An 18736-nucleotide genomic window follows, 5' to 3' on the forward strand; every position below is an offset into this window, starting at 1 on the left:
GTAGTTTCCTTATTTAATCGTATCGTCCGTTTGAATCAAGTCAGGTGATACAGGTGTTTCCTCTTTCTTTTCGCGTCGTGTGCGACGACGTGGACGTTCTTTTGTTGTAGAAGACTCTGGTTTGTTCTTCTTGAACAATTCGACTGCCACAGACCCCCAACGCACGGCTTGTGCAATCTGCTCTTTGTTTTCATCCGCTGCCGAGTGGACAGAAGTTGAGACGGTACGGACTGATTCGGTTACCTCGTTCAGTGATGTACCTAGTTCATCGAGCGCATGCGCAACAGGTGCGAGCAATTCTGTTTTTTCTTCCACGTTGTCGACGAGACGGTTCGTCTTATGTAAGAGCGCCGTCACTTCCATCGTGATTCCGTCGAGCTGGCGTTCTAAATTTTCGGTCGTATTGGCGACGCTACCGAGTGTACGGTTTACATTCGATAAGACACGTGCCAAGAAGATGACGAGTACGACAAACGCGAGGGCCGCAATCAGGCCCGCGATGCCTCCTAGTGTGATCTCCATTCAATCCATTCCTCCTATTCAATCGTTTCTCGTTTCATTATAGCACCATTATGACTGAAAAGATTTGCTACAACCGTTTTCGCCATTCGGTCTGATTATTCCTTTACCCGTTTTTATGTTTTCGATTACACTAAAATAGAAATTCATAAAAATAATTAGGGGTGATCGTGTGAGAGATCCAAGAATTACACAATTAGCAGACGGTTTAATCAATTATTCCGTCAAGTTACAACCGGGGGAAAAAGTACTGATTGAGAATTTTGGCGTAGAGGAATCGCTTGTCGAGGCACTCGTCGAAAAAGCATATGAGGCGGGCGGACACCCATTCGTCTTGTTGAAAGAGAGCCGTATCTTACGTAAATTATATACGGGTGCCAGTCGCGAACAACTTGAACTCATGGCTGACATCGAACGGAAACAGATGCAAGCCATGGATGCATACATCGGTTTACGTGCCGGCGATAACATCAATGAACTCTCTGACGTGCCGAGTGAGCAACAAAAACTCGTCGGTGCTACGCTCGGTAAAATGCACACGGAAGACCGCGTGAAAGGGACGAAGTGGGTCGTCCTCCGCTACCCATCCCCATCGATGGCACAACTCGCAGGAAAATCAACAGAAGCGTTCGAAGACTTCTACTTCAACGTATGTACACTCGATTACGGAAAAATGGACCGTGCGATGGACGGATTGGTCGAATTGATGAACAAGACGGACCGTGTCACGTTAAAAGGACCAGGAACGGACCTCTCGTTCTCCATAAAAGATATCCCGGCAATCAAATGCTCTGGTCAAATGAACATTCCAGACGGTGAAGTGTTCACGGCGCCGGTCAAAGATTCGGTCAATGGCGTCATCACATATAACACGCCATCTCCATACCAAGGCTTCACGTTCGAGAACGTGAAGTTGACATTCAAAGACGGCAAAATCGTGGATGCGACGGCCAATGATACAGAACGGATCAATGAAGTGTTCAACACAGATGAAGGAGCTCGTTACGTCGGTGAATTCGCTATCGGTGTCAACCCGTACATTCAACATCCGATGAAAGACATTCTCTTCGATGAAAAAATTGATGGAAGCTTCCATTTCACGCCTGGTCAAGCGTATGATGATGCGTATAACGGCAATAATTCGTCAGTTCACTGGGACCTCGTCAACATTCAGCGTCCGGATTACGGCGGTGGTGAAATCTGGTTCGACGATGTATTGATTCGAAAAGACGGACGATTCGTCATCGATTCCTTACTCCCGCTCAACCCAGAAAATTTGAAATAAGTAAAATGGTGCGTCTACGCGAGACGCACCATTTTTATGTTAAAGTTTAGGTTTTTTGCCGAGTGCAGCAGACATCATCCAAATCTCTTTTTCGAGTCGTTCGATGTGAGATACGAACGTATCTTCAATCGCTTCGTCTCCATCTTCAAATTTTTCCATCGCATCCTGCATCTCTTGACGGATTTGTTTGAAGTCACTGATGATATCTTTGATCATCTGTTCGGTTTCTTCGTGACGATTGCCTTCTTTTAGTGTTGAGTGTTCTAAATACTCTTTCATCGTCGCAAACGGTTCTCCATCGTTCATGAGAAGTCTTTCTGCAACGTCATCGTAGAGTTCTGCCACTAAGTTATAAAGCTCTTCGAGTTTCTCGTGATACGTAAAGAAGTGAGGACCATTGATATACCAATGGTAATTATGGAGCTTCACAAATAACAGTCCATAGTTCGCGACTTCCTTGTTTAACGTATTGAGTGCACCTTGACTAGCCATTCCTAACATCTCCTTTGTCTTATTCATCGATACTACTATTACCGAGATTTTCGTTGGCTAAACATAAAAAAGGAGAGACATTCGTCCCTCCTCCATCTTATGCTTCAAGTTTTACGATTTCTTCATATTCGCGTTGATACGTTTGGATGTCACCTGCACCCATGAACAAGAGTACCGCCTTGTCATGATTGCGTAAGACGCTCGTGCCACCACGTTTCAAAATATGCGCGCCTTCGATTCGTGACTGAAGGTCCTCAATCGTGACCGTCCCTTCTTGTTCACGTGCCGAACCGAAAATGTCACATAAATAGACTGTATCTGCTTCGGCCAATGCTGTCGCAAAGTCGTCCATGAATGATTTCAAACGTGTGTACGTATGCGGTTGGAAAATCGCCACGACTTCCCGCTCCCCATACTTTTTACGAGCCGCCTCAACTGTCGCACTAATTTCACGCGGATGGTGTGCGTAATCGTCAACGAGTACTTGATTGTTTAGTGTCGATTCACTAAAGCGACGTTTCACACCATCAAATGTTTCCAATCGTTCTTTAACCAATTCTTTTGGCAAGTTTTCATAGTCACATGTCGCGATCACAGCGAGTGCGTTTAATACACTGTGGTCTCCATATCCAGGAATGCGGAATGTTCCGTAGAAATCATCACGTAAAAAGACATCAAATGTTGTTCCATTTTCTGTTGATGTGACGTTTTCAGCACGGAAATCATTATGTGTTCCAAACCCGTAATAAACGAGCGGCACATTGGCTTGGATTTGTTGAAGATTCTCGTCATCGCCACAAGCAATGATCCCTTTTTTCACTTGCTTGGCCATTTCTTGGAATGCATCGATGACATCATCTAAACCAGAGAAGTAATCCGAATGATCGAAGTCGATGTTCGTCATGATGGCATAATCAGGACGATAATATAAGAAGTGACGCTTATATTCACAGGCCTCAAAGACGAAGTTCTTCGAATCGGCAACTCCCTCACCCGTTCCATCACCAATCAAGAATGATGTCGGCTCGATTCCACGCATGACGTGGGCAAGCAAGCCTGTTGTTGATGTTTTCCCATGTGACCCCGTAATGGCGACACTCGTATAATGGTTTGCGAGCTCACCTAAAAACTCGTAATACTTATAAATCGTCAAGCCGAGTTCACGTGCGCGCACGATTTCTGGATGGTCGTCGCTGAACGCGTTTCCTTGTACGACGATTTGGTCTTCAGAAATATTGTCAGGATCAAACGGCAAAATTTCAATCCCTTTTCGGTTTAATGCTTCTTCAGTAAAAAATGCTTTTTCAACGTCCGACCCACGGACCTCATTGTTCATATCAAATAAAATTTGAGCTAAAGGACTCATGCCCGTTCCTTTAATTCCGACGAAGTGATAACGGTTCATCTGTAAATAGCCCCCCTAATTCATTGCGGCTCGTCAAAATGCGACAAACCTTTGTCATTATAGCAAAACTCATGGAGTCGTGCTATTACAGATTATTGTTTTTTTGTGCAAGTCGTCGGCTACGGTACATCGCCATTCGATCTTTCGGCGTCATCATCACGTTTACAGGCGGTTGATCCGCTTTGTAAGAGACTTGTACTGCCGGTGTCAACTCTGTGTCCGGCGGTAACGTCTGTTGCTCAGATGGTGTTTGTAATCTTTCTGCAATCTGCTCAACCGATGGTCCGATTTGCTCCGGGGATGCGTTTACATCTAACGTTTCTTCTGGTGCAGCTGCATCATCCACATCCACGACCGATTCTTTTTTTGAATGGGACAAGTCCGTCGACTGCATAAAGACGGATGAGAAACCGTCATCTAAAATTGAGACCTCGCCTAATAATGATTTCTTTTCGAATGTCATTTCCGTGGAAATCTTTTCAAGAGGCGCTTCGTTTTGTTCATGGAGAGACGAGTGTTCAATCGTTGGTTCTTCTTGCATCAATTCCTCAACGGTTTCGTTCTCTGCCTTCTGCTCTGAATCATATGCTTCTCTCGTCTCCGGAGAGTGTTCGACAGGAAGCACAATCTTTGGTTTCGGACGAGCATATCCATAGATCGGTGACGGGACATCTGACGGTATAAATTCATTGGGGACATCTGCTTTCGGTGGAGGGGATACCGTCTGCCCTTCTCTCGATAATTCCCGTTTGATTCGCTCTGCTTGTTGTTTCAGTGAACGTTCATATGCATCCATACTTGATTCCTCGCTTTTTCACTCAATCCTTATTTAACAAAAAATCGGTCGAAATTAGCGACCGATTTCAAATGCTGTACCTACTTCATATTCGTCATCTAAAACTAAAATCCCTTTTTCTTGTGGGGCATTTGGAAGGTTTAATTCACGGGCAGAACAGATCATTCCGTGTGAAGGTTCACCACGAAGTGCAGATGGGCGAATGATTAACCCTGTCGGCATGACCGCACCAGGCTTCGCAACAACAACCTTTTGACCTGTCGCAACGTTTGGTGCACCACAAACAATCTGTACAGTGCCTTGGTCAATTTGGACTTGGCAAACGGATAATTTGTCAGCGTCTGGATGCTTCACAGCCTGTTCAACATAGCCGACAACAAATTTCGGTGACACATCAACCCAAGAGAAATCCTCTTCAATGCCATTGTCCTTCAAGATGATTCGCAGCTGTTCAACCAATTCGACCGTCAAGTCAACAGGACCGTTCCAACCCGTAACGTCCACATATTGACTCGCCTGGAACAAGTTATACCCGTTCACTTCTCCATCTGCAGATTTGACGACGGCGATATCACCTGTCCGTTCTACAGTCTGATGGTGACGTTCTCCCTCTTTCAATAACACCATGAGCACATCACCGATTCCTTCTCGGTTATAAAACACATTCATTTGCATACGTTCCTACGTCCCTTCTTTCAAACTCATCTCACTTATTTTATCAGATTATGTGTTCGATGGCGGGGTCTTTTTTCCGACAATAAAAATCGGTTCAAGATGCCCTGCCTCATAGTGAAAGGCGAGTGCAGTCACAGGGACACGACCATTCGTAAAGAAATCAAACATCAATTGTTGCATCGCATCATACCCTTGATCGTTTCGTACATCCGCAATAATCATCACGTCTTGATGCGGGACTCCGACGAGCATATCTCCTTCGACGCGCCGCTCCATCATCCGCAGAAATTCATCATTTAAAATACGCGATGCTTCATATCCATCTCGGGCAGATAAAAAGTAGAACGGATTCCCTGCCACCTCATCTTGTTTCATTTCCGTCGGAAGTTTTTTTACATTCTCACGAGAGATGTGGTCGACACGTTCAAGACTGAACTCTTCAGACAAATGTCGTTCTTCAATCAATCGATAACCGTTCCCGCGATCTAGCGCATAGAATATTGCCGTTTCAGCTGTATGAGGTGTAAATACGAGCGATTCCCCATTTTTTGTCGTCTTCGAAAACGAATTCGAGCGTATGACAGGATAGATGGACGCACTATTTCCTTCAAGGGAGATTTGATCATCCGCCTTCATGGCAGATTCAATATACTCAATCACTTCATCAACAGCCACTTTCCCACGAGTTTTCGCTTTTGCGACAATCGGTGCAAGTCGAATGTTCACCCCAAAACGGTCAGACTTACGTTCGATGCGCATGACTTCATTTTCGCGGTCATAGGACGTGCGATAATCCTCATTGAAGCTCGATTCTAGATAACGTCTTAACTCATTCCGTTCCATAAAGGGTCACCCGAGTCCATTCAAAAATGCTTCGACCTGCTCCGGCGTTTTGCGTTCCCGACCAACATAACGATCGACTTCTTTGCCATCATGAAACGCCACAAAACTTGGAATCCCGAAAATATCAAGTTCTTGTGCAAGATCCATGAACTCATCACGGTCGACATGATAAAACGTCCATTCTTTAAATTTCTCTTCGATTTCTGGCATGAACGGGTCAAGGAATCGGCAATCCCCACACCATGCCGCTGAAAACATGAAGACACTTTTCGCATCTTTCGCTACTGTATATTCTTCCATTGTTGATAGTTGTTTCATGATTACCACTCCTGTTCGTTTTTTCCTCACTTATAATAGCATAAGTCTAGTCACACATTCTGTTCTGCTGTTTGTTATAATCAAAACCGAAACTAGTTGAAACAGGTGAGATTAAATGAAATTAACGCGTGAAACTTTAAATCCCGATATGAAGCACCCGTTCGAACAAATGGTCGGCGTTTTCGGTATGCTCGCCATTATTCGATACGGCTATTTATTTATTGATACCGACAAATCCAGATTAGAAATCTTGATTTGGCTCGTTGTCGGATTCGCTGTCATTTATGTTCTTGAAAAATGGTTCAAGAAACTGGCACGTTATTTACCAATCGTGCGAAAACGTTTTTTACTTCCCATCTATGTGCTTGTTTTGATGCTCTTTCTCGTCAGTTTCCGCGTTCCGCGTGAGACGGTTGAGTCCGTTAAAATGTGGTTTGGAATTGGATGAAAAAAAGCGACGTTTCGAGGAACGTCGCCTTTTTTAGTAGTCAATTTTCAAATCATTCGGTTGAATCCGTCCAGTCCTTCTCAACACTTCATAGACCGCATAACTGAGTAAGGCTGGCCCGATGATTAAGAAACCGAGGACAATCATAAGCGTATACCAGCTAAAGCCCATCGTCTCAAGCATGACGATTGGACCGACAAGTCCGCTCGTTCCCATGCCGGCACCTGCAGCGACACTTTCCAATTCAAAAAGTAATGTTGCTATCGGCGCTAGAACCGCTCCTGCTAATGTTGGAGGTAAGAGAATCCAAGGGTTTTTCACGATGTTTCCAACCTGAAGCATCGATGTTCCAATTCCTTGAGCAATCGCTCCACCGACCCCATTATCCCGATAACTCGTAATGGCAAAACCAATCATCTGCGCGGCACATCCGACAGTTGCGGCTCCTGCTGCAATCCCGTCCAAACCGAGCATGAGTGCAATGGCAGCACTTGAAATCGGTGCAGTTAATGCGAGTCCCATCAACGTCGCAACGACCACACCCATGAATAAAGGTTGTTGTTCCGTGCCCCATTCAATCCAACTACCAAGTTGCGTCATGAACAATCCGACATATTTACCGATATATGTCGCGGTGAAATAACCGACTGCAATCGTTGTGAACGGCGTCACTAAAATATCAAGTTTTGTCGATTTAGAGACAAGCTTTGACACTTCGACGGCAAGAATCGTCGCGACATAGCTTCCTGCCGGTCCGAATTCATAACCGAACGCCCCGACAACGAGCGCCGAAAATAAAATGAGCGGTGGCGCCTCTAACGCATAGGCGATGGCAATCCCGATGGCAGGACCCGTCAAACTCATCGCTACTTCTCCGATTTGAATCAATGTTCCACTCATTCCTGAAAGAACTGTATGATCGAGTTGCCCACCAATCGTCTTCATGATCAGACCAATAATTAATGTACTAAACAAACCAAGTGCCATATAACTTAGTGCCGTCACAAAATAGATTGACGGACTAAGTGAGATTCCTTTTTTCTTGAACACCGTATATCCTCCTTACACTCAAACAAGTGTCTTGTCACAAGTAAACAAATTGTATAAACACTTCTATCAGTATAAGGTGTTTTTTCGAAATAGCAAGAAAAACCATAAAAAACCGTCCACCCATGAAATGAGTGGACGGACGAAGTAAATCAACGTGACGGACGAAGTGTTTCAAGTGTCGAACGATCCAGTCGTTTGACCAACGCTTTGAGTAACGCTTTTGCTGCATCGTAGTCATCGGTGTGAAGAATGGATGCATGCGTATGAATGTATCTTGATGCGACACCAATCACGGCTGTCGGGACCCCTTCTCCGCTCATGTGAACGCGCCCCGCATCGGTACCGCCTGGTGAGACGAAATACTGGGTTTTAATGTTTTCGTCTGAAGCCGTGTCGAGCAAGAAATCACGCATTTCTGGTGACATGACCATGACACGGTCCAAAATGCGAATCAAGGCACCCTCACCGAGCTGTCCGAACTCTGTTTTACTTCCAGAGGCATCGTTCGCCGGTGAAGCATCAAGTACGAGCGCCACATCCGGTTGAATCAATTCAGATGCCGTCTGTGCGCCGCGCAATCCGACTTCTTCTTGTACCGTGGCACCCGAGAAGAGAATGTTCGGGTGATCTGCTTTTGTCGTTTCCTCCAACAATTCGACAGCAAGACCGACGCCATAACGGTTATCCCATGCTTTGGCCATAATCTTTTTCGGATGGTGAAGCGGAGTGAATGCGCTCGACGGGACAGCTGGTACACCTGGACGTACCCCCCATGACTCTGCCTCTTCTTTTGAATCGGCGCCGATATCGATGAACATCTGTTTGATGTCCATCGGTTTACTCATCGCATCAGGTCCTAGCAAGTGAGGCGGTGTCGAAGCGACGACACCCGGAATTTTACCGTTCGACGTGATGATGTCGAAGCGTTGCGCCATAAGCACCTGGCTCCACCAGCCACCGAGTGGTTGTATGTAAAGCATGCCGTTCTCGGTGATCCGTGTCACCATAAAGGCAACCTCATCCATATGTCCGGCTACCATCACTTTCGGTCCCGACTCATCCCCCACACGTTTCCCGAAAATTGATCCAATTCCATCTGTGACAATCTCGTCTGAATGGGGTTCGATGCGTTCGCGTACGAACTGACGCACCTCTGACTCAAACCCCGGAGCACCCGGTAGTTCTGTTAACGTCTTGAATAAATCTCTTGTCTTCTGATCCATCTTTCATCATCCTTCCCTAGTCGTTCTTGTCTCATTATATACAAAAGATTTGATAGGATGCGAATGCTTTTCATTCCATTCGGGTACAGGTTTTGGTACGATGTACATGATAGCCATAGTTCAAGGGGAGGTAGTCATATGAAAAAAAGGTATTGGTTTATTGGAATCGGGGTTGCCGTCATTGCCGCACTTATGACGAAAAAAGCTTTAGATGAACGTAGCTTATCTGCAGAAAACGCGTTGGAGTACACAAAACGTGCTTTCTCAGCAAAAGGTCATGTCCAAGGGGCATGGATTTCAGCATCACCGGAGATTTACACGTATGATGGTCGTGAATACGACGTCTACAAAGGTGGCATCTCGGTTCTTGAGAACGATGAAGAAAAAACATATGAGTTCACAGTCGACTCTGAGACTGGCGCTTTACTCGAATATGCATGACACGAAACCGACGAATGATTCGTCGGTTTTTTTGTTTAGTTCGAACGAAAGAGTGGAAAATTGAAATTGGTAGTTTTCAATTCAAAAAAGGAGTGATCTCGTGTGAAGAAGCTAATCGGTGAACCAAGTGAACTCGTATCGCAAATGGTAGAAGGAATGGTCCACGCCCATCCTGAAGTGTATGGTCGCGTTGATGGCGTGAATGTCATCTGCCGTGCCGACGGAGCGAAGTCTGGGAAAGTTGGACTCGTCTCGGGTGGTGGGAGCGGTCACGAACCGGCACACGCAGGTTATGTCGGAGATGGCATGCTAGATGCGGCAGTTTGTGGGGAAGTGTTCACCTCTCCTACTCCGGACATGGTACTTGAAGGAATCAAGGCAGCTGACGGTGGCAACGGAGTCTTACTCATTGTCAAAAACTACTCAGGGGATGTCATGAACTTTGAACTGGCCGCAGAACTTGCGGAAGGGGATGGGATTAAAGTCGACCATGTCGTCGTCGCCGACGATGTCGCCATTTCGAACAAAGAAGATCGACGCGGGGTTGCCGGAACGGTCTTTGTCCACAAGATTGCCGGTGCCGCTGCCGCTAGTGGCAAATCACTCGAAGAGGTTAAAGCGATTGCCGAAAAAGTAGCTTCACACGTGCGCTCTATGGGGATGGCAGTTGAACCTTGTTACATGCCGGTCAGTGGTAAACCTGGTTTCGACTTGAATGAAGAAGAGATGGAAATCGGCATCGGGATTCACGGGGAACGTGGTGTCGAGCGGAAACCAACGAGTGATGTCGACCAAATCGTCGACGACCTCCTCAGTCATTTGAAAAAAGAAGTCGATCCTGGTGAAGTTGCCGTTATGGTGAACGGTATGGGTGGAACGCCGTTGTCTGAGTTGTATGTGACCTATCACTTTGTCGCAGAAAAACTGGAGGCTGCCGGTTATACGCTCAAACGGAAATACGTCGGCAACTATATGACATCGCTCGAGATGCATGGATTCTCCATCACCCTCCTTCCTCTTGATGAGGAGATGACTTCTTATTTAGACGCTCCATCGGCAGCACTCGGCTTTAAAAATTAATGAATGAGGTGTTTTGTTTATGTTGACGATTGATGGGATGAAGCAAGCGTTGCGTGATGCACAAGTTGGCATCGAAGAACAAAAAGACACACTTACGGACCTAGATCGGGCAATCGGGGATGGTGACCACGGAATTAACATGTCTCGTGGGTTCGATGCGGTCTCATCCATTTTGGATGAAGAATATGACTCGTTAGGAGCACTCAGTAAAAAAGTCGGGATGACCCTCATGTCGAAGGTAGGCGGTGCGGCCGGACCGTTATATGGTTCCGCCTTCGTCAAGATGGCAACCACGTTCGGTGAAGCGAAAGAAGCTGATTTCACCTTACTCAAGGAAGCGCTCCAAGAGGGATCTAATTCCATCAAAGCCCGTGGAAAATCCGAGGTCGGTCAAAAAACGATGGTTGACGTATGGGACCCGTTCCTCGATCACGTTCAACAAGGCGACGATTATCAGAAACAACTAGATGAACTCGTCCAAAAAACGGAGGATATGGTGGCGACAAAAGGTAGAGCCTCCTATTTCGGAGAAAACTCACGAGGCACGGTCGACCCTGGCTCTCTTTCTAGCTCCATTCTATTGGCTGCCATTATGAAGGAGGTCGATTAACATCGTCGAATTGATTATCGTCTCGCATAGCGCAAAAATTGCGGAAGGGATTCAAGATCTCATGAAAGAAATGGCACCTGCTGTTCCGATTCATCTAGCTGGTGGCCTTGATGATGGGGCAATCGGAACAGACGTGAACCGGATTTTAGAAGCACTTGGTCAAGTCGAAGGCGAAGCCCTTCTTCTCAGTGACATCGGATCAGCTACGATGAACGCCGAACTCGCCATCGACATGTACGAAGGCGACAAACAACTTGCTTTCTTCGACGGTCCGATCGTCGAGAGTGCCTTCATCGCATCGGTTTCTTCTGGGAATGGGATGTCACTCGCTGACATCGTTGGACAGCTAAAGCAACAATAAAAAAGCACCCCGTTCAGAAGAACGGGGTGCTTTTACGTATTAACGTGGGTTGTCATTCTTTTCATATACAGGATTCATATATGAGCTAGTTGAATAGAATCGTGGTACGACAACATACAAAATAATTGCAGGGATTGCAATTAATAGAAGCAAGATCAGAACTGGTAACCAGTAGACAACTTTTTGTCCAAGCATGTCAATGTTCGCATCCGCGAAATCGCCTGCTCCTTCGACTTCAGCAAGATCTGCTGTCGAGAGGATTTTGTTATCTGTTGCATCATAATAATGCAACTCGGTTTTACGTGTAATAAAGATTCCATCACGGATTGTGTCGAGTTTGACGACCGCTGCGATGACTTCGTTTCCATTTGAATGGCGAAGTGTTTCTTCTTTCACGATTTCAGCTGTTCCTTCTTTATAGTCGTAATGCGTCGCTTTCAAATCCTCTTCGAGTGCGTCCAAGAACGCTTCGTTCGCTGAGGTATTCATTGGTGCGATTGTTAGAATGAAGATTACTGCAAGCAGGCTTGCCCATGCTTTTTTCAACATCCCCATGTTCCCCCTTCTCTTATTCCAGTTTAGCGTCATTCCTATTGTACCAAGAAGAAAGAAAAAAGTGTGAAGAAAATACTATTAAAATAAGAAAAAAGCGTGTCAATTTTTCGGACGGAAGACAGCTTCCATTCGATAAATCGGTTGACCAAGCGCACTGAAGCGTTCTTCATACTCAGTTCGAACATTATCTTCTGGTTCATTTACATGTAAATCGAGTGAAATTTCTGTGAAGAACATTCCGTATTGGCTCATACTTTGAAGCGAATATTCGAATAAACCTCGATTGTCCGTCTTGAAATGAATCTCACCCGCTTTCGGGAGAATCGCCTCGTACGTCGCTAAGAACGTCTTATACGTCAACCGTCGTTTCGCATGACGTGTTTTTGGCCATGGATCCGAGAAGTTCAAGTACACACGATCAACTTCACCCGCTTCGAAATAATCAACGAGTTGTTTTGCATCTACTGTCAATACTCTCACGTTCGGCATCGGTGTCTCGACTAGTTTTTGGACGATGGATACCGCGACACTCTCAAATAATTCGATTGCGATAAAATTCACATCGGGATGTTGTTTCGCCATCCCTAAGATAAATTGTCCTTTTCCTGAACCGACTTCAATGAAAAGCGGGTGGTCGTTACCAAACTCGGTACGCCACTTCCCTTTCAACTGATCAGGATGTTGAATAAATACATGTTCCTGGGCCTCCATATACTCTCTTGCCCAAGGCTTATGTCGTAAACGCATGAAAATCCTACCTTTCGTTCATCAAATGTTCAAGTTTAATGGGAATATGCACGTTTCGAACGAGCAGTCCTCTTGCGATTATACACGAAATCATAGTTTAATGAACATGAATCATCCTTCACAAGGAGGTTATATATGATGAGTACATTAGATCAATTTCTTATTTTTTATGCAGCGCCACTAACGTTTTTCGCGGGCGTCATCGCAACGTTCGTTTGGGCATACTTCATGAATCCGGATGACATTTAACGCATTCAAAAAAGGATGGCGCTCAGCCATCCCTTTTTAGTTGATTCGTTCATATGCCTCATCAATCAATTCGCGCAAAACATGAAAACCTTCTGTACGCGCTGCATCGTTCATTTCCCCATAGATTGTTAAAATCGTTTGTGCGATGGCATACCAATGCATCCGATTATGAAGTTCACTCGACATCCCTACTCCATAATGCGCGAACCAGCGCTCCCACTCCGTCTCTTCGACATAGCTGTAGACAACCATCGCCAAATCAAAGGCGCGGTCTGCAATGATGGCATCGTCCCAATCGGTCAAATAGAGTAGACCGTTCTCATCTTCAATCCAATTGTTATGATTTAAATCAGAATGACAGACGACGAATTCTTGCTCATCGACTTTCGGCAAATGGTGTTTTAACCACTGAACGGCTTCCCCGATTGTAGGATCCGTCTCATCTTGTTCATATGCTTCACATTGACGAAGCAATAAGTGTGGTGTCACCGGTGTATGGTTCAATTGTTGTAGCATAAACAATAATTCTTTAGAGTTATGAATTTTACCAAGTTGTGCCGCAACATCTGGTCGTTTCATATCTTCAGGTGAAAGTTCGCGGCCTTCAATAAATTGCTGGGCGCTTAATACGTCCCCGTTATACATTCGTTTTGTCCAAAGAAGTTTCGGAACAATTCCTTCTGCCGATAGAATCGCCAGGAACGGTGAAGAGTTCCGTTTAACAAAAATCTTCTGTTGGCGCGTCGTCGCTACATACGCTTCTCCCGTAATTCCTCCGGCTGAAGCGACTGTCCACTCTTTACCGAGCGCACCGACTATATCTGAATACATATTCATCACGCTCAAATCTTACTTAAAATTAAAGAGATACAATCAACATCTTAACATGCGAGAATCGTCATTGACAACGACTCGACTTGAATGTGTTCCGGGTTTCGCGCGATTGGAACAAGGCTTGCTGTGTCCCCTTCGACGTAGACGTTCCATTTTGCATCATTTTCGAATGAAAGCGGATCAAACGTTCCATTGATATAGACGCGCACTCGTTGCCATGCATCATATGAATGACTCGCCGTCAATTCATAAATGATGACGCCAGGCGGTGACGGAAGAAATGTAAAATGTTCGATGACTTCTTGCCTTGAATCATAACGGAAACAAGTATGGAGTCGACGAAGCTTTAGGAGTGTTTTCACATATTCGATTTCTCGAATTCGTGTGTCACGTAAATCCCAGTCGAAATGATTAATATGATCTGGGGAATTATAGCTATTCTCGACACCGTGCTTCGTGCGTCCAAATTCTTGACCCGCATGGATGAATGGAATCCCTTGAGAAGTGATGACGACCGCATTGGCCAGACGTTGCATCGCGAGACGTGTCGTCTCATCGATTCCTTCACAGGATAATGCCAATTTATCATAAATCGTATAATTGTCATGCGCCTCAGCGTAGTTAATGGAATAGTTCGGGCTTGGAAAACGCCCGACCGTCACGTTCGGGATATGGATCGCTCCAGTGAGACATTCTCGCAGTTCCCACTCTCGCCATTCATTCCCTGAAATGAAGCCACGCTCCCGATCATTGAACGTCGATCCTTTTAAGGCATCTCGGATCATATCGTTAAAATGTCCGACTCGAGGCATTCTGGCTGCATTTTGCGAAGTCGCTTTGAACGACTGACCGAGCGGGGTCGCCAAATCCCAACCTTCCCCATATACGAGAATAGACGGGTCTATTTTATCGAGCGCTGCCCGAACTTGATTCATCGTTTCGACATCGTGGATGCCCATTAAGTCGAAACGAAATCCGTCGACTTGATAGGTCGTCGCGAAAAACGTCACGAAGTCCACAATCATCCGACGCATCATATAGCGTTCTGATGCGGTGTCATTTCCGACACCGGTTCCGTTCGCAACCGTCCCGTCATGTTCATACCGGAAATAATAATAAGGAACGAGCGCTTCGAGTGGGGATTGTTCTCGAATATAAAGATGATTCATCACGACATCTGTGACGACGCGAAGTCCCGCTTGATGCAAATCAGAGACGAGTGTCGCATATTCAAATACCCGACTAAGTGGCACATCCGGTCTCGAAGCATAGCTCCCCTCTAGACTAAACCAATGAATCGGGTCGTATCCCCAATTGTATGGCAAACGTGTCGCTTCATCGACACTCCCAAAATCGTGGACCGGTAACAATTGAATATGGGTCACCCCGAGCTCGGTTAAATAATCAAGTCCTGCACGATTTCCTTCTTTTGTCCGAACCCCACTCTCTGCCACTCCTCCGTACAGCCCTTTTAATTGACTCGTTGAAGAGGGATGACTTGTGAAGTCACGAATGTGTAGTTCATAGATGACCGCGTCTGTCGGCTTCCACAGAGGGGGACGTGCAGTTTGCTCGACTTGTTTCTTCACAAATTCAGCAACATCTACTAACACGCCATACTCTCCGTTCAAACTGACCGCTCTCGCATACGGGTCGACGACTTGCCTCGTATCAACTGGTGTTTTGACTTCTAAGCGATATAGCATCCCTTCGAATGCTTTGGGCACATTTCCATGCCATTCTCCACGAGAACCACGATTCATCCGAAATCGTTCGATCTCGCGATGGTTTGTCTCATCATGGACGGTGATCCACACGGAAAGCGCCACAGGGGACCATACAGCGACTTCCATCCCATGAGGTGTGAACGATACACCGAGTGGTCCATCATATGAAAACCGGCGTTCGAATTCTTCTGAGCGGACGACTTCGCGCGGAACGATCACTGTCGTTTTTTCTCCAGGATGAAACACCGTGTACATCGTTTCCAAAGAGATCGGTTCATTCAAACGAAGTATTTGTTCGACCATCCCAGATTCCGTCACAACTTGTTGTTCCACAAGATAGTCAATCGGTCGTCCGTTTTGTTCGATTTGTACTGGAACGGATTCATATTCGCGCACAATCTCAAGTTGTATTGTCTCAAATGATACGAAAGACGCGCTCTCAATGGTCACATGTGAGGCGGTCTTTTGATCGGGTGTGTGATGCATATGCGTCCCTTCCTCTCAATCACTGATCCATAAATTGTCGAAACGGCATCTTAGCAGTTACGTCTAATAAGGTCGCCACATCACGAAGTTGTTGTGCTTTGACGATCGGTGCGCGTCCGTTCACTTGTTTCATCCAGTCGGTATACTCATTACGCCCGATATAATGCGTTGATCGGACGTTCGGCACATTATCAAAATACCCATCAGTGGCAATGACTACTTTCTGAAGTACTCCCGCATAGTCAGGTAAGATTTGTCGGATGAGTTCCTCTGTTCGTGTCAATGCGATCAGCGGGTTCACCACACGGGTATTTTCCCCTTTCAGCGGTTGATGAACCCAAGTCTTTTCTTTCGATATGTGATAGATGCTGCGGTCGCCTTCCAGCCATTCGACAACATACAGATGTGTCGGTCCGATGATGAGATGACTTAGTTCTACTGTCGCACCGTTCCATTCGATGACCGGATGAAATAAGAAAAAGTGTCGCTCATTCCAGTCTGAACGCATGACCCGATACGCATAGTCCCGGACGAATGCCAAATGTGGTAAATCTGCTTCGAGCACTCCTTCACAGGCAAACTGAAGTTTTTGAATGTGTCGGCGTTCCCGTAACATCTTTTGATATTGTGATTCAGAAAGCGGCTTGGGCTCTAACTCAATCCGCTCCGACTTCGCCCAAATTTTCCACCACGGGCGCTCAAGCTCGATTACCTCTACCGGATTCAAGCGATTGTTTTCGTGAAGACGTTGTAGACGTGCCGTGTCGGATTCCACATATTCTAAATAGCGATTGTATTGATCTAAAACATTACGTTCATATTTTGAAATTACGTCAAAAATTTTAACCGGGATTGCCATATGTCCTCCTCTGGCCGACTTAACGGAAAAACTTCTACGGCTCTATAGGCTGGTTTATGATTCGGTTGTACTTCGTACAGAATCAGTTCTTCTACAGATTCAGTCACATGAAATTCAGGCGGAACGTAAGCAACCCGTTCTCCTTCATCCCATTTTTTAGCGAGTGTGACGTGAGGGACGAACGCCTTCCTGTCCAATCTCGGGATCACGTCGACAAGTTCTTGGCGGAGTGCACGTGCAAATCGGTGTAGTGGTTCTGATGCGTCAGGTACGACTGTCAGCACACGTGGACGATCAGGTCTACCGAAATGGTCAATCGAGCCGAACGTCAATGTGAAGGGTTGTGTGTCTTGACTGATTTTTCGTGTAATCTCTTTTACGTCATCTAATTCCTCTCCGTCTAATTCGCCTAAAAATTGAAGGGTCAGATGAAATTCGTCCGGTCGATAAATTCGACGATACGAGTAAAAAGGCATTACAGCTTGCTGCACTGCAACCAGTTCGGTCGCCTCAATGGGAATCGCAATAAAATAATGCGTGCTCATGTCGTTCATCCTTTCATGATGCGACGTGACATTCCGATCCAAATCAATGCTCCAAGTGCCGTCACAATGGTATACATCCAAAATACGCCTAAAATATCATCGAGTTCAATGATTTTCCCACTCAGCATATTAAATCCTGCTGTCGCAAGTCCTGACGTGAGTGCCATGTAAACTCCGATGGCCGTCGAGGAGACTTGCCGGTCAACGAGTGTCCGAACGAATTGAAGCGCAACGGGAATGAGGAGTCCAACAACAAGTCCTTGTGCGATTGCAAGAAGCCATATGACCCAAATCGGTGGTTCAAGCGCAAGTATTCCATTCCGTAAAGCAGAAATAATGGCCGCACCGACAAGTACGCCGACGCTTCCGTATCGTTCCATAAGTTGAGACGCCACTTTCATAAACGGAATCTCGAATAATACAGCGACGAGGAATAATGTTCCGACGAGTGTCGTCGAACCCCCGCTATTCGTCACGTATAGCCCGAAATAGTAGTTATTCGCATAAATCGGTCCGAACACGAGCATGCCACCGAGCAGGAAGAACATAAACTGCTTGTTCCATACTGCTTTCCAAGAAAGGGGTGCCAACGTGACGTCGCGAATCGAACTTTTCTCAGGAATCATTCGGACGAACACACTTCCGAGGATAAGTAGGACGGCACTTATTACGAACGTGCTCGCAAGTCCCCACGTCGTATCGGAGATTCGTCCCATCGCAAATACGGCGATGGCGAACCCTGCCGATCCATACAAACGAATCGCGCCGTAGTCCACTTTTGACCGAGCCGTATAGTCGAGCGTCATCATGTCCACAAGCGGAATATGAGCACATTGGAATACGGACCAAATCACCATGAGCACGACAATCCAGACGTATGAGGTCGCTACTAAAAAGCTAAGCGAAATAAGCGCGGCGCTCAGCATCGCCAACATCAACCAAGCCCGAACTCGTCCTGTCCGGTCGGTCAACATTCCCCATAACGGTTGGATGCCAATGGAGAGGATGGGTAACACCGCAACGATGATTCCGACCTGGGTCGGTGTCAATCCAAATTTCGTTTGTGAAAAATATAAGGTCATATATGGGATCAATGCCCCCTGCGCGAAGAATATCGCGACGTATACAGACTGAAACAATCTCTTTTGCGAATCCAATGATAACTTCCTTCCTAAAGGACAGAGAGCC

Annotated in this window: 23 protein-coding genes; 7 read left to right on the forward strand and 16 right to left on the reverse strand. The window is 46.0% G+C overall.

Annotated features, from left to right (window positions below; translation table 11 throughout):
* Positions 1-9: 9 nt before the first annotated feature.
* Positions 10-522: a DUF948 domain-containing protein gene (locus KNO90_RS02645; protein ID WP_214741403.1), complete on the reverse strand. Its 513-nt coding sequence runs from the start codon at positions 520-522 to the stop codon at positions 10-12.
* A gap of 169 nt (positions 523-691) precedes the next feature.
* On the opposite strand from KNO90_RS02645, the gene KNO90_RS02650 reads away from it, so the two are divergent.
* Entirely contained in the window at positions 692-1804 is a 1113-nt protein-coding gene (locus KNO90_RS02650; RefSeq protein WP_215112949.1) for an aminopeptidase, read from the forward strand.
* Between the two features lie 39 nt (positions 1805-1843).
* Here KNO90_RS02650 and KNO90_RS02655 read toward each other — a convergent pair whose 3' ends face one another.
* The 6 genes from KNO90_RS02655 to KNO90_RS02680 all read right to left on the reverse strand — a co-directional run bounded on the left by KNO90_RS02655 (position 1844) and on the right by KNO90_RS02680 (position 6333).
* Entirely contained in the window at positions 1844-2296 is a 453-nt protein-coding gene (locus KNO90_RS02655) for a Dps family protein (protein WP_215112950.1), read from the reverse strand.
* Positions 2297-2393: 97 nt separating this feature from the next.
* Positions 2394-3701, reverse strand: a complete 1308-nt coding sequence (gene murC, locus KNO90_RS02660) for a UDP-N-acetylmuramate--L-alanine ligase (RefSeq protein WP_214741409.1) — start codon at positions 3699-3701, stop codon at positions 2394-2396.
* 85 nt (positions 3702-3786) lie between these two features.
* A complete protein-coding gene (locus KNO90_RS02665; RefSeq protein ID WP_215112951.1) occupies positions 3787-4497 on the reverse strand; it encodes a hypothetical protein in 711 nt (236 codons plus the stop codon).
* A 54-nt stretch (positions 4498-4551) separates the two neighbouring features.
* Complete coding sequence (gene ytpR, locus KNO90_RS02670; protein WP_215113291.1) at positions 4552-5166, reverse strand: YtpR family tRNA-binding protein; 615 nt, start codon at positions 5164-5166, stop codon at positions 4552-4554.
* Between the two features lie 54 nt (positions 5167-5220).
* The gene (locus tag KNO90_RS02675) at positions 5221-6015 is read right to left on the reverse strand and encodes a DUF1444 family protein (RefSeq protein WP_215112952.1); all 795 of its coding nucleotides are present in this window, start codon (positions 6013-6015) and stop codon (positions 5221-5223) included.
* 6 nt (positions 6016-6021) lie between these two features.
* Positions 6022-6333, reverse strand: coding sequence for a thioredoxin family protein (locus KNO90_RS02680; RefSeq protein ID WP_214741417.1), 312 nt, complete (start codon positions 6331-6333; stop codon positions 6022-6024).
* Positions 6334-6448: 115 nt separating this feature from the next.
* On the opposite strand from KNO90_RS02680, the gene KNO90_RS02685 reads away from it, so the two are divergent.
* A complete protein-coding gene (locus tag KNO90_RS02685) occupies positions 6449-6781 on the forward strand; it encodes a hypothetical protein (RefSeq protein ID WP_214741419.1) in 333 nt (110 codons plus the stop codon).
* 33 nt (positions 6782-6814) lie between these two features.
* Here KNO90_RS02685 and KNO90_RS02690 read toward each other — a convergent pair whose 3' ends face one another.
* Together KNO90_RS02690 and KNO90_RS02695 are read right to left on the reverse strand one after the other, a co-directional pair.
* Positions 6815-7831, reverse strand: coding sequence for a PTS sugar transporter subunit IIC (locus KNO90_RS02690; protein WP_214741421.1), 1017 nt, complete (start codon positions 7829-7831; stop codon positions 6815-6817).
* Between the two features lie 149 nt (positions 7832-7980).
* Positions 7981-9054, reverse strand: coding sequence for a M42 family metallopeptidase (locus KNO90_RS02695; RefSeq protein WP_214778129.1), 1074 nt, complete (start codon positions 9052-9054; stop codon positions 7981-7983).
* 138 nt (positions 9055-9192) lie between these two features.
* Between KNO90_RS02695 and KNO90_RS02700 the strand changes: the two genes are divergently transcribed.
* The 4 genes from KNO90_RS02700 (at position 9193) to dhaM (ending at position 11546) form a co-directional block, all read left to right on the forward strand.
* A complete protein-coding gene (locus KNO90_RS02700; RefSeq protein WP_012726763.1) occupies positions 9193-9495 on the forward strand; it encodes a PepSY domain-containing protein in 303 nt (100 codons plus the stop codon).
* A gap of 102 nt (positions 9496-9597) precedes the next feature.
* Positions 9598-10575 carry a dihydroxyacetone kinase subunit DhaK gene (gene dhaK, locus KNO90_RS02705; protein ID WP_214741425.1) on the forward strand — a complete coding sequence of 326 codons (978 nt, stop codon included), beginning with the start codon at positions 9598-9600 and terminating at the stop codon, positions 10573-10575.
* Positions 10576-10594: 19 nt separating this feature from the next.
* Positions 10595-11185, forward strand: a complete 591-nt coding sequence (dhaL, locus tag KNO90_RS02710; RefSeq protein WP_215112953.1) for a dihydroxyacetone kinase subunit DhaL — start codon at positions 10595-10597, stop codon at positions 11183-11185.
* Positions 11186-11195: 10 nt separating this feature from the next.
* Entirely contained in the window at positions 11196-11546 is a 351-nt protein-coding gene (dhaM, locus tag KNO90_RS02715) for a dihydroxyacetone kinase phosphoryl donor subunit DhaM (RefSeq protein WP_251128064.1), read from the forward strand.
* Between the two features lie 39 nt (positions 11547-11585).
* Here the strand turns inward: dhaM and KNO90_RS02720 are convergent, their stop codons facing one another.
* Positions 11586-12095, reverse strand: coding sequence for a hypothetical protein (locus tag KNO90_RS02720; RefSeq protein WP_251125834.1), 510 nt, complete (start codon positions 12093-12095; stop codon positions 11586-11588).
* A gap of 105 nt (positions 12096-12200) precedes the next feature.
* Positions 12201-12848, reverse strand: a complete 648-nt coding sequence (gene trmB, locus KNO90_RS02725) for a tRNA (guanosine(46)-N7)-methyltransferase TrmB (protein WP_214741431.1) — start codon at positions 12846-12848, stop codon at positions 12201-12203.
* Positions 12849-12986: 138 nt separating this feature from the next.
* On the opposite strand from trmB, the gene KNO90_RS14855 reads away from it, so the two are divergent.
* Positions 12987-13097, forward strand: coding sequence for a hypothetical protein (locus KNO90_RS14855; protein WP_012726769.1), 111 nt, complete (start codon positions 12987-12989; stop codon positions 13095-13097).
* A 36-nt stretch (positions 13098-13133) separates the two neighbouring features.
* Here KNO90_RS14855 and KNO90_RS02730 read toward each other — a convergent pair whose 3' ends face one another.
* From KNO90_RS02730 to KNO90_RS02750, 5 genes are read right to left on the reverse strand one after another with little or no spacing between them, the layout of a single operon-like run.
* Positions 13134-13928, reverse strand: coding sequence for a phosphotransferase family protein (locus KNO90_RS02730; RefSeq protein ID WP_214741433.1), 795 nt, complete (start codon positions 13926-13928; stop codon positions 13134-13136).
* 50 nt (positions 13929-13978) lie between these two features.
* A complete protein-coding gene (gene pulA, locus KNO90_RS02735; protein ID WP_214741434.1) occupies positions 13979-16144 on the reverse strand; it encodes a type I pullulanase in 2166 nt (721 codons plus the stop codon).
* 19 nt (positions 16145-16163) lie between these two features.
* A complete protein-coding gene (locus KNO90_RS02740; RefSeq protein ID WP_215112954.1) occupies positions 16164-17003 on the reverse strand; it encodes an NERD domain-containing protein in 840 nt (279 codons plus the stop codon).
* On the reverse strand, positions 16973-17548 hold the full coding sequence (gene thpR / locus KNO90_RS02745) for an RNA 2',3'-cyclic phosphodiesterase (protein ID WP_215112955.1): 576 nt from the start codon (positions 17546-17548) through the stop codon (positions 16973-16975). The genes KNO90_RS02740 and thpR overlap by 31 nt, the downstream gene beginning before the upstream one ends.
* Positions 17549-17553: 5 nt before the next feature.
* On the reverse strand, positions 17554-18705 hold the full coding sequence (locus KNO90_RS02750) for an MFS transporter (RefSeq protein ID WP_215112956.1): 1152 nt from the start codon (positions 18703-18705) through the stop codon (positions 17554-17556).
* Between the last annotated feature and the right edge of the window lie 31 nt (positions 18706-18736).

The organism is Exiguobacterium sp. s63, assembly GCF_018617335.1.
Lineage (GTDB): Bacteria > Bacillota > Bacilli > Exiguobacteriales > Exiguobacteriaceae > Exiguobacterium.

Coding starts and splice junctions, on each gene's coding strand:
- murC (WP_214741409.1), bottom strand. CDS start 3,701: ATGAACCGTTATCACTTCGTCGGAATTAAAGGAACGGGCATGAGTCCT.
- KNO90_RS02665 (WP_215112951.1), bottom strand. CDS start 4,497: ATGGATGCATATGAACGTTCACTGAAACAACAAGCAGAGCGAATCAAA.
- KNO90_RS02700 (WP_012726763.1), top strand. CDS start 9,193: ATGAAAAAAAGGTATTGGTTTATTGGAATCGGGGTTGCCGTCATTGCC.
- trmB (WP_214741431.1), bottom strand. CDS start 12,848: ATGCGTTTACGACATAAGCCTTGGGCAAGAGAGTATATGGAGGCCCAG.
- KNO90_RS02730 (WP_214741433.1), bottom strand. CDS start 13,928: ATGTATTCAGATATAGTCGGTGCGCTCGGTAAAGAGTGGACAGTCGCT.
- dhaL (WP_215112953.1), top strand. CDS start 10,595: ATGTTGACGATTGATGGGATGAAGCAAGCGTTGCGTGATGCACAAGTT.
- KNO90_RS02680 (WP_214741417.1), bottom strand. CDS start 6,333: ATGAAACAACTATCAACAATGGAAGAATATACAGTAGCGAAAGATGCG.
- thpR (WP_215112955.1), bottom strand. CDS start 17,548: ATGAGCACGCATTATTTTATTGCGATTCCCATTGAGGCGACCGAACTG.
- KNO90_RS02695 (WP_214778129.1), bottom strand. CDS start 9,054: ATGGATCAGAAGACAAGAGATTTATTCAAGACGTTAACAGAACTACCG.
- KNO90_RS02685 (WP_214741419.1), top strand. CDS start 6,449: ATGAAATTAACGCGTGAAACTTTAAATCCCGATATGAAGCACCCGTTC.
- KNO90_RS02655 (WP_215112950.1), bottom strand. CDS start 2,296: ATGGCTAGTCAAGGTGCACTCAATACGTTAAACAAGGAAGTCGCGAAC.
- pulA (WP_214741434.1), bottom strand. CDS start 16,144: ATGCATCACACACCCGATCAAAAGACCGCCTCACATGTGACCATTGAG.
- ytpR (WP_215113291.1), bottom strand. CDS start 5,166: ATGAATGTGTTTTATAACCGAGAAGGAATCGGTGATGTGCTCATGGTG.
- KNO90_RS02645 (WP_214741403.1), bottom strand. CDS start 522: ATGGAGATCACACTAGGAGGCATCGCGGGCCTGATTGCGGCCCTCGCG.
- KNO90_RS02740 (WP_215112954.1), bottom strand. CDS start 17,003: ATGGCAATCCCGGTTAAAATTTTTGACGTAATTTCAAAATATGAACGT.
- KNO90_RS02675 (WP_215112952.1), bottom strand. CDS start 6,015: ATGGAACGGAATGAGTTAAGACGTTATCTAGAATCGAGCTTCAATGAG.
- KNO90_RS14855 (WP_012726769.1), top strand. CDS start 12,987: ATGAGTACATTAGATCAATTTCTTATTTTTTATGCAGCGCCACTAACG.
- KNO90_RS02720 (WP_251125834.1), bottom strand. CDS start 12,095: ATGTTGAAAAAAGCATGGGCAAGCCTGCTTGCAGTAATCTTCATTCTA.